This is a genomic window from Aquiflexum gelatinilyticum (genome assembly GCF_024813435.1).
In the GTDB taxonomy this organism is placed as follows: domain Bacteria; phylum Bacteroidota; class Bacteroidia; order Cytophagales; family Cyclobacteriaceae; genus Cognataquiflexum; species Cognataquiflexum gelatinilyticum.
In genome coordinates, this window is the sequence record NZ_JANAEZ010000002.1 from 745,939 (window position 1) to 760,779 (window position 14,841).

The 14,841-nt window shown below is 40.8% G+C and carries 8 protein-coding genes; 4 read left to right on the forward strand and 4 right to left on the reverse strand.

The features are described from left to right. Window positions 1–51: 51 nt before the first annotated feature. On the forward strand, window positions 52–2,412 hold the full coding sequence (locus NK987_RS07765; protein WP_420841175.1) for a TonB-dependent receptor: 2,361 nt from the start codon (window positions 52–54) through the stop codon (window positions 2,410–2,412). On the opposite strand, the gene NK987_RS07770 is transcribed toward NK987_RS07765, so the two are convergent. After that, on the reverse strand, window positions 2,405–3,148 hold the full coding sequence (locus tag NK987_RS07770) for a hypothetical protein (protein ID WP_259263376.1): 744 nt from the start codon (window positions 3,146–3,148) through the stop codon (window positions 2,405–2,407). The two genes, NK987_RS07765 and NK987_RS07770, sit on opposite strands and share 8 nt — an antisense overlap. A 526-nt stretch (window positions 3,149–3,674) precedes the next feature. Here NK987_RS07770 and NK987_RS07775 point away from each other — a divergent pair. Genes NK987_RS07775 through NK987_RS07785 form a run of 3 tightly spaced genes read left to right on the forward strand, consistent with a single transcriptional unit; the run spans window position 3,675 to window position 11,174 of the window. Then, window positions 3,675–7,823 carry a DUF7507 domain-containing protein gene (locus NK987_RS07775; RefSeq protein WP_259263377.1) on the forward strand — a complete coding sequence of 1,383 codons (4,149 nt, stop codon included), beginning with the start codon at window positions 3,675–3,677 and terminating at the stop codon, window positions 7,821–7,823. Between the two features lie 4 nt (window positions 7,824–7,827). Beyond that, complete coding sequence (locus NK987_RS07780) at window positions 7,828–8,790, forward strand: PorP/SprF family type IX secretion system membrane protein (RefSeq protein ID WP_258424683.1); 963 nt, start codon at window positions 7,828–7,830, stop codon at window positions 8,788–8,790. An 11-nt stretch (window positions 8,791–8,801) separates the two neighbouring features. Beyond that, on the forward strand, window positions 8,802–11,174 hold the full coding sequence (locus NK987_RS07785) for an OmpA family protein (protein WP_259263378.1): 2,373 nt from the start codon (window positions 8,802–8,804) through the stop codon (window positions 11,172–11,174). A 189-nt stretch (window positions 11,175–11,363) separates the two neighbouring features. On the opposite strand, the gene NK987_RS07790 is transcribed toward NK987_RS07785, so the two are convergent. The 3 genes from NK987_RS07790 to NK987_RS07800 all read right to left on the reverse strand — a co-directional run bounded on the left by NK987_RS07790 (window position 11,364) and on the right by NK987_RS07800 (window position 14,769). Next, complete coding sequence (locus NK987_RS07790) at window positions 11,364–12,503, reverse strand: hypothetical protein (RefSeq protein WP_259263379.1); 1,140 nt, start codon at window positions 12,501–12,503, stop codon at window positions 11,364–11,366. A 355-nt stretch (window positions 12,504–12,858) separates the two neighbouring features. Further along, window positions 12,859–14,157 carry a serine hydrolase domain-containing protein gene (locus NK987_RS07795; RefSeq protein ID WP_259263380.1) on the reverse strand — a complete coding sequence of 433 codons (1,299 nt, stop codon included), beginning with the start codon at window positions 14,155–14,157 and terminating at the stop codon, window positions 12,859–12,861. A gap of 417 nt (window positions 14,158–14,574) precedes the next feature. Continuing rightward, on the reverse strand, window positions 14,575–14,769 hold the full coding sequence (locus tag NK987_RS07800; protein ID WP_259263381.1) for a hypothetical protein: 195 nt from the start codon (window positions 14,767–14,769) through the stop codon (window positions 14,575–14,577). Window positions 14,770–14,841 lie beyond the last annotated feature (72 nt).

The following is a 14,841-nucleotide window of genomic DNA, read 5'->3' on the forward strand; positions in this document are numbered from 1 at the left end:
TTGAATCCGCACCTGAATCAATCAAAAACCCGATCCAAGGTTTTGGTTTTCATCCTTACCTCAATTTTCCTTTTATTCTTTTCTTCCCTTGAAGCACAGCAGGGAGGCAAAGGAAAGGTGACAGGGAAAATCACAGATGCCAATTCAGGAAATCCCCTTTCTTTTGCCACAGTAGCCATTTACAAAAGTCCCGAGCAACTGGTCGAAGGGAATATTACGGATGACAAAGGCGAATTCACCATTGATATTCCTTTTGGAACATACTATGCTTTGATAGAATTTATGGGTTTTGAGCCTTTCAAAAGTTCTGAATTCCAAGTTTCAAAAGAGCAGCCGGTATACCGTTTTGAATCTCTGAAGCTCAGTCCGACCATGAGCAACCTGTCAGAGGTGGTGGTGGAAGGTGAGAAGGCTTTTATGGAGCTTGCTCTGGACAAAAGGGTATTCAACGTCGGTGAGGATCTGGCCAATGCCGGTCGGACGACAGCTGATATTCTGATGAACCTGCCTTCGGTGTCGGTAGATACGGAAGGAAATGTCAGCCTGAGAGGATCAGGAAATGTGCGGATCCTGATCGATGGGAAGCCTTCAGGTTTGGTCAGTTTCAAAGGCAGCCGTGGTCTGCAGCAACTACCGGCGAGTATGGTCGAAAGTGTCGAGGTCATCACCAATCCCTCAGCAAAGTATGAAGCAGAAGGGATGGCGGGCGTGATCAATATCATTCTGAAAAAAGACAACAACCAAGGCTTCAACGGTTCTTTTGAAGCTACAGTGGGCGATCCGCTCAATCTTGGATTAGCTGCCAACCTGAATTACAGGCACAAGAAAATCAATTGGTTTGTCAATTATGGCTTGGCCAAAAGACGACAGCCGCGCAACGGGACCTTGTTTCAGGAAGCTTTTGGAGGAGATACTCTTTTCATTTCTGACCAATCCACCACAGGTGTTGTCAATAGTCTGAACAACAATATCCGGGCGGGATTGGATTATTATTTCAATGAAAAAAGCATCCTGACAGGTTCTTATCTGTGGAGGAGAAGTGATGCGCATAGGATCACCGATATCAGGTATGACGATTACATTTTTTCCAAAGACAATCTCCAGAGCTACAGCAAAAGAAGGCAGGACGAGACCGAAATGGAACCCAATTCAGAGATCATCGTGAGTTATAAGCGGTCCTTTGAACAGAAAGGTCACGAGTTTGTGGCAGCCTTTACTTATTTGGATTATTGGGAAAATTCCGATCAGTTGTTTACCGAGGACACTTTTTCTCCCGAGGGAGTGATGGACCCAAGCCAATCATTGGTACAGACATCTGTCAATGATGAGTTTGAAAAGCAATACCTCATACAGATCGATTATACCAAACCGATTGGTACCGGCGGCGGAAAATTTGAAACTGGATTGAGGAGCAGTTTTAGGAATATGGAAAATGATTTTACTGTGGAGGAAAAGAATGAGAACGGTGATTTTTTTCCAATTCCCGGGCTTGACAATATCTTTCTCTATGAAGAAAATATCCATGCCATTTATGGCATTTTGGGTAACAAATCCAACAAATTCAGCTATCAGGGCGGGTTGCGTGCGGAATTAACGGATGTGACGACTTCTTTGGTCAAAACCAAAGAAGTCAACCCGAGGAATTATGTCAATCTCTTTCCAAGTGCACACCTGACCTACAATGTCAACAAGGAGAATGCTGTACAGCTGAGTTATAGCCGCAGGGTCAGAAGACCGGTTTACAATGACCTGAGTCCGTTTGTGACTTTTTCAGATGCAAGAAATTTCTTCAGTGGAAATCCAGACCTGGAACCGGAATTTACAGACGCATTTGAACTCGGTCACATCAAGTATTTTGAGAAAGGATCACTATTTTCAACCATGTACTACCGCGATACAAAAGACAAAATCGACAGGATCAGGACAGTCGATAACCAAGGAAATGCCATTACAATCACAGAAAACCTGAATTCGGAAAGGGCATACGGGATTGAATTCACGACTGACTATGCCTTATTCCCATGGTGGAAAGCAGATATCAATTTCAACTTTTTCCATGCTAAAATCGATGGAAGCAACATTCAGGACGATTTTGTGGCGACCACATACTCATGGTATGCAAGACAAAATTCCAGGTTTATTTTTGGGAAAGGATATGATATCCAGTTGCGGGCAAATTACCAGGCAAGACAAAAAACAGCTCAGGGGGTAAGGAAATCGATATTCTTTATGGACCTGTCAGGAAGCAAAGATGTGTTGAAAGGGAGGGGAAAACTGATTTTGACCGTTGCAGATATTTTGAATTCTCGGAGAGACAGGTATATTGTCGAAGGAACAGGATTTATCACTACGGGAGATTTCCAAAATGTGGTCAGGCAGATCAATCTGACCTTAAATTATAGAATCAAATAGGTCCCAATTTCCGGGTCCTTTTTTCAAGTTTTACGATTTTTTCCTGAAACTGTAGCTCCAACTCATCGATAAAGGTAAGCGGATCTTCATAATTTTTTAATACATGGTAAAGGTAATTGGCCTCCAGTTCTTGAAGTTTTTTTGTCAAGTTTCCTTTTTTTGAAATCAGCGACTCCAACCTGATTTTTGGATTCACATTTGGCATTTCAAATGGCCTGTTTTCTGAGGAGGGATTGGCAAGGATGATAGTTTGGTAAAAATCCAACAAGGCCTCCAAGTCACCGTTTTTGTAGATGCCATTCAGTTGGGCAGTGAGGTCAGTAGCGTTTTTGATGGCATCCTTTTCCTGACTTGTCCCGATTTTGTCAGGATGAACATGGACCACTGCTTCTTTGTACAATCGTTTGAGTTCTAGGGCTTCTTCTTGGTTGGCAGGTTTTTCTGTTTTGTTTATTTTTTTGGTTGTAATTGATTGGATCGGTTCTTTATAGTTTTTCCCACGCTTCTTTTGTTCGAGTCTTTTTTCTTTTTTCAATTGTTGTCTTTCTTTCATTTTATGGTTGAGAACAATCAGCCGGGAAATGAGAAGATTAAGCTTTGCTCGGATGGTGTTTTCGAAGGTCTGGATTTCAGTTTTGATGACAGAGATATTGGCTTCGAGTCCGGTTATTTCTTCCAATAATTTTTGGATCGAATCCGGATTTTTTGGAGACTCAGTTTTGCTTAATTCACCCATACTTTTTTTTTCTTAATATTGACTATTTTGAACTGAGTCAGAATGGAAATTGGAGAAAATTTTTGATAAAATTCCTCTCAACGAGGGTCGAGGGAAAAAAAATATATTTTTTTTCAAAAAAAAATTTGAGTGGATTTTCAACAAATCCGAGAATTTGTAAAAAAGCTGGAATTTTTGTTTTGTCACTTTTTTGGAATTCATCACTACTCCTTTGCACTTTATGCCCCTACGGCTTAAAATCGCCATTTTACCAAAAATTAATTTGAATGATTTCCTTTTTCCGTAGTGCTTTTTTGATAATATTTCCATGGATAAGATTCTTGTTAAAATATTATTTTTTCCAAACTATCTATGTACTTTAGCCCAATAAATGATCTATCTGTCATTGTTTGGCAAGTCACCCGAAGTGCCAATAGTGGGAAATTAGCCTAAAAGCCCCTAGTAAAAACTCGACCTGGATTTATGAAAATCGCTGTTAGAGTTGCCTATTTTAGTTAATAAATTTCTACCCTAAATAAGATTGTTCATGAAGCAATTTTGCAAACAATCTGTTTTGCTTGTAGTCCTGATTATCTCCTGGTTTCAGGTCCATGCCTACTCAGATTTTTTTCATTCTCATTTAATCCCTTCCTTTTCTGAAGAAAAAATGGAAGCTGGTGCTGATGTGCTTTCAGGAGCCAATTCCTATACTTATAGTGTTGATGCTACAGGTGAGGCTGCAGCAGGATTGGAAGTTTTTAAAGTTTCCAATGTGATTATAGTGCAGGCGGGGGGAGAGATTCTCTATACGATCAATGTGGTGAATAATGGACCTGATGCCGCCACCAATGTCACTGTTACTGATGTGCTTCCTGTGGGGACATCCTTTGTTACAGCTACCAATGGAGGTACATTTCAAGCTGGGACTGTGACTTGGGAATTCCCCAGCATAGCCGCAGGTGAAACCCAAGTATTGACCGTCAGGGTATTGGTCAATCTAGGTGTAACAGAAGGAACTGTTCTAATCAATAAGGCACAGGCTTCAAGTCCCGACGATCCTGCTTCTCCGAAGGTTTCCAATAATGCCCAAGTGACAGTCCTTAAAGGTATCAAGCCAATTATTGATATCACCAAAACCTCAAGTGGAAGTACCGTAAGGCTTGGAGAAACCATTACTTATACCATTAGGGTATCGAATTCCGGAAATGCCTTTGCCACTGGAGTGGCTATTTCGGATGTGCTGCCGACAGGAACTACTTTTGTATCTACCAATAGGGGAGGAGTCCATTCAAATGGAACAGTGAATTGGAACATAGGCCTGCTTTCCCCCGGTCAGACCATTGATATTACATTAGTAGTTTTGGTAAATGGAAACTTTGTGGGAGGTGAAGTCCTCAGCAATATAGCAACAGCAGTAAGCCCTTCAGATCCTGATACCCCAAAGAACTCTGCCCCAAGTCAGGTTACTGTAGAAGAAGTCAAACCTGAAATCGAGGTTACAAAAAAAGCAAATGCTCCTACCGTTTTTGCAGGCGAATTTATTTCCTACACCATTGAAGTAACCAATTTTGGTACAGCACCTGCCACCAATGTCACTATCACAGATCAATTGCCGGCAGGTACATTTTTTATCTCTGCTGACAATTCCGTAACCCACAATGCAGGTACAGTTACCTGGACTGTGGGGACAATCAATCCCGGAGTTACTGTACAGGTGAATCTTGTCGTCCAGGTCGGACTTACAGTGCCAAACGGTACAGTTATCATCAATGGAATCAGGGTGGAAAGCCCAGATCTCGCAAGTCCTATACTAAACCAACCTGATCCTGACAACGAAGTTACTGTGGTTTCCTTGCCCGAACTTGTTGTCACCAAATCAGCTGCATCTCCAAAAGTCAATCCCGGTAATACCATTTCCTATACCATAACGGTTTTTAACCTTGGTACCGCAGACGCCCAAGATGTCCTCATTACGGATGTTTTGCCGACCGGGACTACTTTTTTGAGTGCGGATAATGGAGGTGTTCATAATAACGGAACCGTAACCTGGACCATCGCAGACTTGCCGATAGGAGAGCAGGTAGTACTTATACTCACTGTCACTGCCGATCAAAATCTTACTGATGGGACTCAAATAAGTAATATTGCATCTGCTGTCAGCCCCGCCGATCCGGCCAATATCACCAACTCCGACCCAAGTGTAGTTACTGTAGAGGTTATTGCGCCAGTTTTGGATATCAACAAACTCCCGGGAAGCTTTACTGTCAACGCAGGAGAGGATATTACCTATACCATCTCAGTAAGGAACACAGGAAATGCCCCTGCCACCAATCTGACGGTGACAGATCCTTTGCCTGCGAATACCACTTTTGTTTCAGCTGACAATGGAGGTACTGTCTCTGCAGGCGTGGTAACATGGACTTTGGGAACTTTGGACGCAGGAAACACCATTGATTTGATTTTGGTGGTAAAAGTTGATCCAAGTACAGTTGCCGGAACCAAAATAAAGAACATAGCAACTGCGGACAGTCCGGACAACCTTGAGGGACCTATTGAAAGCAGTGCAGATCCAAGTCTGGAAGTTACGGTTGAAAATTTGGCCACTTTGGAAATATCCAAAGCGGCCGACAGACCGACCATCCGTTCAGGTCAAAATATTGTCTATACAATTTCGGTCATCAACAATGGGCCTAGTGATGCACTTGGAGTCATAGTGGATGATGTGCTTCCTGCGGGTACAGTTTTTGTAAGTGCCACGAATGGAGGAGTCTTTGCAAACGGGATAGTCCAATGGTCTTTGGGTACAATTGAGGCTGGAGACCAAATCAACCTTCAGGTAACAGTGACTTCTTCGGCTGCCCTTCCAGATGCCACAGTAATCAGTAATACAGCTGAAGTCAGCAGTCCTTCAGATTTAACAAGCCCTAAATCCTCCGAACCAAGTATAGTCACCATAGACAACAGCTCGCCAATTCTCGAAATTACCAAAACTCCTGATGCCAATACCACCCTTGCAGGAGATGAAATAATTTACACCATTACAGTCAGCAATACGGGAAATGCACCTGCTACCAATGTTGCGGTTACAGACGTACTTCCTGCAGGGACTACTTTCATTGCCACAGGGAATGGAGGAACCCATGATGCCGGTATAGTCACATGGCTTTTGGGAACCATCGAGCCAGGAGAATCTATCGTTTTGGTTTTGGCTGTGAAAGTTGGGGAAGATGTCTTAGCAGGTACCAAAATCCAGAATATAGCGGAAGCAGATAGTCCTGATGACCTGAATGATCCGGTTGAAAGTAGCTCAGATCCTGCTTTGGAAGTCGAAATCATTACTTCTGCCGAATTGACGATCACCAAAACTACTCCTCTTCCGGAAGTTTTGGCTGGAGCAGAAATTGTATATACCATTTCCATTCAAAACAATGGTCCAAGTACAGCTAGAAACATCACTGTTTCTGATGCCCTTCCTGCTTCGACTGCTTTTGTCAGTGCCGGCAATGGAGGCGTAAATGCAAACGGAATAGTGACATGGACAATCCCAACCCTCAATGTAGGTGAAAAGCTAGACCTTATTCTTACTGTAAATGCATTGGACGGGCTTGCTACAGGAGTTGTGATTTCAAATATTGCCTCTGCGACTTCCCCAACTGACCCCGATAGTCCCCATATCTCAGAACCAAGTATAGTCACGATAAACAATTCGCTTGAAGATACTGAAGTCACTGTTTCAAAGGAGGTTTCAGTTGCCTCAGCTTCCCCGGGCGATATGGTGGAATATACCATTGAGGTGACCAATATTGGGGATTTTGATGCCAAAGATTTGGTAATCACCGATACGATTCCGGACGGATTGATGCCATTGTCTGCTTCAAATCAAGGAGTCATTGAAGACAATACCGTCACTTGGAATATTCCAACGATCCCAACTGGAGAAACCCTCACTTTGACAGTTTCTGTTATGGTAACTTTGGAAGAGGGTTCCATCATCAATAAGGTGCAGGTCACAGGCTCTAATTTTGAGGATGTAGAAGCGGCCTCTCCTGCTTTGACACTGAATCAGGTAGACCTTCAACTTTCCAAAGAAGTATCCGCCAACGTCGTAGCCAAGGGAAGTACTTTTCTTTACAAACTGACAATGGAAAATATCAGCGATACCAAAGCTACTCTTGTAATCCTGACTGACACTTTACCTGAGGGAGTTAAGTACAAAAATGCAACAGCCTCAAAAGGAACTCCAAATTATGACATCGCAGAGAATGCGGTCATTCTGGAAATAGAAGAAATCCTTCCGGGCGAAAAAGTCATCCTTGAAATAGAAGTAACCGCTGAGGTAGTTGCAGATGTCACCAATATCGCTGATGTGGTTTCGAATGAAAAGGATTCAAATGACTTGGATAATCAGGCCTCAGTTTCTCACCGTCAATTAGAGTTCTTGATACCAAACGCATTTTCACCTAATGGGGACGGCATCAATGAAGAATGGGTAGTCAAAGGACTTTTGGATATATATCCAAGCAATAAATTGGTAATTGTAAACAGGTTAGGGGTAGAAGTATTCAGAACCGACAATTATAAGAATGATTGGAGCGGTCAAGGTGTAGGCGAGGGTACCTATTTCTATCAGTTGACCCTTTCAGGACAGGATGGCAAGGAAGAAGTTTTCACCGGTTATCTGACCGTAATTAAGTAGCGTTATGAAAAAATTATCCTTTGTATTTTTCTTTATGCTGTTGTTTTCCCAATACTTGGTGGGTCAGCAGGTGCCGCAGTTTAGCCAATACATGTTTAATCCACTATTTATCAATCCTGCCTATACAGGTTATAAAGAGCAGCTTTATGTTCAAACCTACTACCGCAAGCAGTGGTCTGGAGTGGACGGAAGTCCTGAGACATTTGCGATCGGAGCGGATGGATACTTGCCGGAATCGAGAATCGGAGTAGGGCTAGTTGGCATTAGCGATAAGATCGGTGCGCAGCGTACCAATGCTGTCTATGGCAATATTGCCTATCACCTTCACATTGCACAGTCGAGCTACCTGAGTTTTGGAATCGGGGTCGGTTATATAGGTTCTATGATAGATGGGAGCATGCTGTCTACAGGTAATCCCAATGACCCGAGCATTCCTGCTGTAAAAAACCAAATCTCTTATCCTGATCTGAAGTTGGGAATGTTTTACTACGATGACAGTAAGTTTTTTGGGGTAGCGATTGACAATATGATTACACCGATGAATGAATCCGGCACTACTGATATTTTTGTAGAACCAAGGACGCATTTATACCTCTCAGGTGGTGGTTTAGTAGAATTATCTCCTGATATTGCATTGCGCCCAACATTCATGATGATTGAAGATTTTAACGCTCCTTCTAGACTTGACTTGACCGCCTCCATGGTTTACAAAGAGAAATTCTGGTTTGGTACTACTTACAGAACTGCGCTTGATTATGCCAACAGAGCAACGTCTGATAATTTGAAAAAAGGAACAGCCCTAGTATTCCTTTTTGAGTTTTTTGTCAAAAACGGACTCAGAATCGGTTACGCATATGATCATAATATTACAGGCTTTGATGTCAGGAATTTTTCCACCCACGATATTTCCATCGGGTATATGTTTGCCCCTAACCTCGTAAGGGTGGTTTCTCCAAGACATTTTTAAATAACAATACCATGAACAAAAGATACCTACACCTCCTATTTTTAGCCCCAATCATAATTGGGACATCGTGCTCTTCGTACAACAGCAGTATCAAAAGAGCAAACCAACAGCTCGAATTGTATAATTTCAAAGATGCGGCCTACGAGTTTAGCCAAGCATGGGAGAAAAAAGAAGACAATGAAACTGCCCGTGGGCTTGCCTATTCCAACTACAAAATGAGAGATTTTGGAAAAGCTGCTGCATGGTACAGTTACTTGGCTGACAAGGATGAGCTTACTGCCGAGGATTCTTATCGCTATTCAGAATCACTGATTGCCAATTCCAAGTTTGATGAATCTGCCAAGGTATTGGACAATATGATTTTGAAAAACGGTGAAATAAGCAAAGATGAAAAGTGGATGATGCTCAGAAAATCTGCAGGAGAAGCCAAAGCCATCTTGAATACGCCTACAAAATTCCAAGTCAAACCATTGAAGTCTTTGAATACTTCTTTTTCGGAATTTGGTCTAACCATTGACGAAGGCGTGATTTTCTTCAGTTCAGACAGGATATCTGATAAAAAAGCAGGGGTAGTCATGACTGATAACCTCAAAAACCAAAGGTATGGCTGGACCGGCAATGGCTTCCTTACAGTATATGAAGCCAATTTGAATAAAACCAATGATGACTTGGAAAACATCACCCTTTCAAAAGTTTTCCAAAATGAAAACCATATCGGACCGGTCCACAAGTCTGGAAGCATGATGTTTTATACCGTGACTGAAGCAGGGAATGAAACAAACAAAAGAGAGGGAAGGCGATTTGGAACAACACTTTATCCTGAAATCCTTTATAAAGAAAAGAAGGCTGACGGGACATTTGGCGAAGCCAAACCGCTCAATGTCAATTCCTCACTGAAATATGCCGTCGCAGATCCTTTTTGGGATGAAAGCAAAAAACGACTTTATTTTTCTTCTGACATGCCGGGAGGTTTTGGAGGAAGTGATATTTATTACGTGGATTATTTGGGAAGTGACAAATGGTCCTCACCGGTAAGTCTTGGAAAAGACATCAACACCTTTGGAAATGACAGGTCTCCATTTATCTATGATGATATCTTTTACTTTTCATCTGAAGGTTTGGGAGGATTGGGAGGATTGGATATTTATAAGTCAAGTATGGTTGGGACTTCATTTTCTACTCCCGAAAACCTTGGTGTACCATTCAATTCCAACAAAGATGATTTCTTCTTTTTCAAGGATAGATCCAGAAACGGGCAGGTTTTCCTTACCTCAGACAGAAATGGCAGCAAGGGACTTGATGATATTTATTTCATAGAGGAATTGAAAGAAGAATTTTTCACAGTGACAGGAGTCGTCAAGGATAAAGAAACCGGAGAACCTATTGAAAATACCGTAGTGACCCTCACGGACACCGCTACAGGAGTCAATACCTCAGTGGTAAGTGATGAAAAGGGAGGATTCGCCTTCATCCTGCCATTGAACAATACCTACACCATCGAGACAATTACCTCAGGATATTTCAATCAGATCAAGGAAGGCTTCTCAACCAAGCCTAACCAAAACAACAAACTCGACTTGAATGTCTACTCTGAGAAAGTTTCCTTTGACAAAGGAATCAGGATTTTTGATATCTATTACGATTACAACAGCGCCGATATCAGGTCTGATGCTTCTGTTGAGCTGAGGAAAATCATTGAGGTGATGCGTGACAACCCGCAATTCAGACTTCAGATGTATTCTCATACTGATTCAAGGGGTAAGGCAGATTACAACGAAAAGCTTTCTGAATCGAGAGGTCTTTCAGTTGTCAACTTCTTAAGTTCAGAAGGAATTGCTTCCCGAAGGGTAAGATCAGTTGGAATGGGAGAATCCAAACTTGTCAATGACTGTGTAGATGTGGTGGAATGTTCTGAAGAAGAGCATCAAAGGAACAGAAGGACGGAATTTGTCATCATGAACCTTGCTTCATTTGAAAAAAATCTTCCTTATGAATCTTTTAAATTTGAAGATCCTGATCAGAAAGAAAGAATCGAGACACTGGCTGTGCCTGAATTGCAGGCTGTACCGGTCAATGTTGAAATAGTAGTTTCTGAAGAAGAGATAGAAGTAGACCCTGCCATAGAAGGCGCTTATACAGTGGCTCCATCAAACAATTACAACCACTACATCATCATCGAAAGCTGGCAGACCGAATACATGGCAAGCTTGAGGGCTAAGGAACTTTCCGGTACCTACAAAGTCAACGTGATACCTCCTACAGACGGAACCTCCAATTTCAGGCTTTCAGTAGCAGTGTATCCAAGCATGGAAGAAGCTGCAAAAAATATTAACAGGTTCAGAAGAGAATTCAATGACGAAACGATTTGGATATTGGCTTATTGATGGGGAAATAATTCCAACTTAAGCTTTATCTAAAAAACAAATTCCCGCAGTTCATGAATCGTAAAAGGCAAAACCTGTTGGGATTCGGAAACTGCGGGATTTTTTTATTGGAAGGTTTGGAAATGAATGAGAGATAGATGAAATGTAGGTTTATTACTCACAGCCATCTCCTCAATAATGGTATAGTTGTTATAATGTTCTCTTTATCAAATTATAAGGGATATGTTGTGGGATTATGTTTAACCTTCTCATTGCATAAACGCCCAGATTCATTGTATAATTATTTTTATCGATTGATTGAATTACTAAGCACTTTTCTTGAAAATTGCCAAATTCATTCCCATCTAGATTTGAACCTAGAATAACCTTTCCGTCAATTATGTGAATATCATCTTTTAAGTCTTCAACTGATTTTAGATTCTCATTTATGGCACAAACAATCTTTCCATTTGGATAACAGGCAACTTCAAATAAGAAGTACTCGCCAATTTTATCTTCAATGTCCGAAATAATAGTTTTGTTTGAATTTTTGGTTGAAACTTTGGAAATAATCTTTGTTTTCTGTTGCCAAATGGATATGTTCAGTTCATCATTCTTTCTGTGCCCATATGACATAATTAAATTTCTATTTGAGTTGTTTTTAACCATTATTTCAATGCAAAAGTGTATTCCTTTATTTTTTTTTGCTCTTATTGGAAACTGCATATAAGCTTTATCAAATAATATTCCATCAAGAATTTTTCCTTGATCAACTATAATAGCTTGATAGTTAACATTTGGTGAATGACCATTATTATCTCCAACAGATAGACTATATAATTCATCGTAAATATCAAGAAGTACTTTTGAAATTGACTTTGTCAAATCAAAGCAAAAATCAGGTTGAATGAGAAATAGTTCTTCATAAAGAATCTTTACCTTTTCTTCATTTTTATCTGGAATCATATGAATTCCACCATTGTACCCCAAAGTCATAATAAATTCTTTAACCGTGAACTCTTTCCCTTTACTCTTCAAAATATTGCTAGAAAAAAAATCGTCAAGTTTAATTTCACAAATGTCCTTTTTAGAATTTGGATTTATCTTTTTGTATTCAAATTCTGCTATTTGAATTAGTTGATATTTCTCAAATTCAGCCGAAATAGTTGCTAAACGAATAAAATCGAAACGATTAATTTGGTTAACCCACGGATTTGGCTGATCCAAATACATAATCCGATAGAATAGGGGCAAACTATTAAACAGCCTATCTGACTCATTCTCAAAGTCACTCTTAAAATGGAGATAATGATTAATCCCGCGGGTTTTTCTATTGAGGTCTTTTTTCATTTAATTATGTGCCCTACGGATTGCTTGGCCTATTATTGCAACCCTTGCAGATATATCTGAATTAACTAAACATAAAACTAATATTCTAAATATCCAATCCGTCCATTTGACTTTTTTTGGAAGAAAACTTCTGAGTGATATAGAAATGAAAAAACCCGGTTTTGAAGGCACATTTGGTGAAGAAGTCTAATCGCAGTTTTTATTGGAAAAGTAAAAGCCGGGCATTTACCCGGCTTCCAATTATCCACTTATTATTTTTCAACTAGACAATCAACATAATAAACAAAACCAACCAAGCTCTAAAGTTCAGAAGAAACATCTATGGACTGTGGACCATGGACTGTCAAACTTTCCCTCAATCATCCACCAAAGTGAAAACCATCTGACGGAATTTCCAGCCTGTTTCCTCGCTGATTTGTTGGGTTTGTTTCATGAGGATGCCGATGATTTTTTCTTCCGGATCGGCAAAGTATTGGGTGTTGAAATAGCCTCCCCAATCGAATGTTCCCACACTTCCTGCACCTCCTTCGGCGATTCCTTTTTCATTGACCACACCAAAAGCCAACCCGTAATGCTTCCCGCCGCCCCAAAGATTCCCGGTCTGATTTTGCATCATGGTTTCGATGGTAGTTCGGCTAAGGATTCTGACACCGTTGAGTTCGCCGCCATTGAGGTACATCTGAAGGAAAGTGGCGTAATCTTTTGCCGTGCTGGAAAGTCCGGCCCCTCCTGAGAAGAATCTTTTTGCACCTGTTATGGGGTAATTTGGATCATAGAAAGTGGTCGGAAAACCTTCCCATTTGCCATTTGCTTTACGGTGGATGGTAACCAATCTTGAGGATTTTGCCTCAGGAAGGTAAAACCAGGTATCCTGCATCCCCAAAGGCTCAAATAAGCGCTCTCTCAAAAACTGATCGAATGGCTTGCCCGAAACGATTTCTACCAAATATCCCAATACATCCAATCCTTCTGAGTAGGTATATTTCTCACCGGGATGATGGTGGAGTGGCAGTTTGGCCAACTTCTTTACATTATCCCCGATGCTGATATTTTCGGTAGTGTAGAGGTCGATGATTCCGGCTTTGTTGTAGATCATCCGCATCCTTTCGTCTCCATCGATCACGCCATATCCCAAACCTGAAGTATGTGTCAGCAGATGGCGGATGGTGATTTCCTTATTGGCAGCAACAGCCGTGTAGGTAGTATCGCCATAGCGGAAATTCTGCAAAACCTGCGGGTTTTTGAATTCAGGGATAAATTTCGATATCGGATCGTCCAACCTGAATTTCCCTTCTTCCCACAGCATCATGACCGCGGTGGAAGTGATGGCTTTTGTCTGCGAAGCAATCCTAAAAATCGCATCTTTTTGCATGGCTTTGCCGGATTCCACATCTGCAAAGCCTTTGGCAGAATGGTACACGATTTTACCGTTGCGGACGATGAGCGCTACCAAACCAGGCAATTCTTCATTTTTGATGGACTCCTCCAACATGGCATCCAATTTCTTTAAGCGCTCGGTAGAAATCCCCGCACTTTGGGCTGCAGCCTCAGATAAGGGTGGAGATTTTTTGATGGAAGTGGTTTGAGCCAATAAGCTTGAACTGACCAAAAAGCAGAGAAAGAAGAATAAGATTGATCTTGGGTTGATGTTCATAGGAATGGGATTATAAATGGATTTTTAAGATAGTCAAAAAGTCTATTTTTTGCTGTCAATAATATTTGTAGGGTAGTTTATTTATGTTTAAAATTTTCTTTTAAAGAAGCTCCAATTTTCAAAAAAATATAAATACCAGAATTTAATGCAAATTTCCATTCTTGATGGATCAGGTTGAACAGTCGTCATTTTTTATAGCTACTTTTTTTCTTGACAAAAAAAGTAGCCAAAAAAGTCAAGACGGCGGAATCCTATCCACGCACAAGGCCGGAGCCGGCCCGGTCCGCCGTCACTCCTCCCCGCAACTAACATACAAGATTTATTTATGGATTAAGGGATCATTGGAATTTGATAACTTTCAATTTTTGAATTGACTGGAAAAAGGGATAGTAAGATTTAATGAAGGGTAAAATTTTCCTATTCTAGGACTTTTAATAATTCTTTTTTCAATACATAATCCCCCTTTTTTTCTTTGACCATCATGTCTAAAAGTGAAATGTCCTCATCTTCTTCCAAATCAATCTCGACAGATTCATAGCCAAGTTTTTGAAGTAATTCTTTCAAAAATGCCTTTTCTTTTTCGGTTCCGGGATTAATGACTAAGTGACTCATGGTTTTTATAAATCTAAAATGGAAATGAACATCAATTTAATACCGATAAGCAAATAACAAAACTATTCAGTT

What these genes read in the sequence shown, in the direction of transcription:
- NK987_RS07770 (WP_259263376.1), bottom strand. Translation starts at nt 3,148, where the DNA reads ATGGGTGAATTAAGCAAAACTGAGTCTCCAAAAAATCCGGATTCGATC.
- NK987_RS07775 (WP_259263377.1), top strand. Translation starts at nt 3,675, where the DNA reads ATGAAGCAATTTTGCAAACAATCTGTTTTGCTTGTAGTCCTGATTATC.
- NK987_RS07780 (WP_258424683.1), top strand. Translation starts at nt 7,828, where the DNA reads ATGAAAAAATTATCCTTTGTATTTTTCTTTATGCTGTTGTTTTCCCAA.
- NK987_RS07785 (WP_259263378.1), top strand. Translation starts at nt 8,802, where the DNA reads ATGAACAAAAGATACCTACACCTCCTATTTTTAGCCCCAATCATAATT.
- NK987_RS07790 (WP_259263379.1), bottom strand. Translation starts at nt 12,503, where the DNA reads ATGAAAAAAGACCTCAATAGAAAAACCCGCGGGATTAATCATTATCTC.
- NK987_RS07795 (WP_259263380.1), bottom strand. Translation starts at nt 14,157, where the DNA reads ATGAACATCAACCCAAGATCAATCTTATTCTTCTTTCTCTGCTTTTTG.
- NK987_RS07800 (WP_259263381.1), bottom strand. Translation starts at nt 14,769, where the DNA reads ATGAGTCACTTAGTCATTAATCCCGGAACCGAAAAAGAAAAGGCATTT.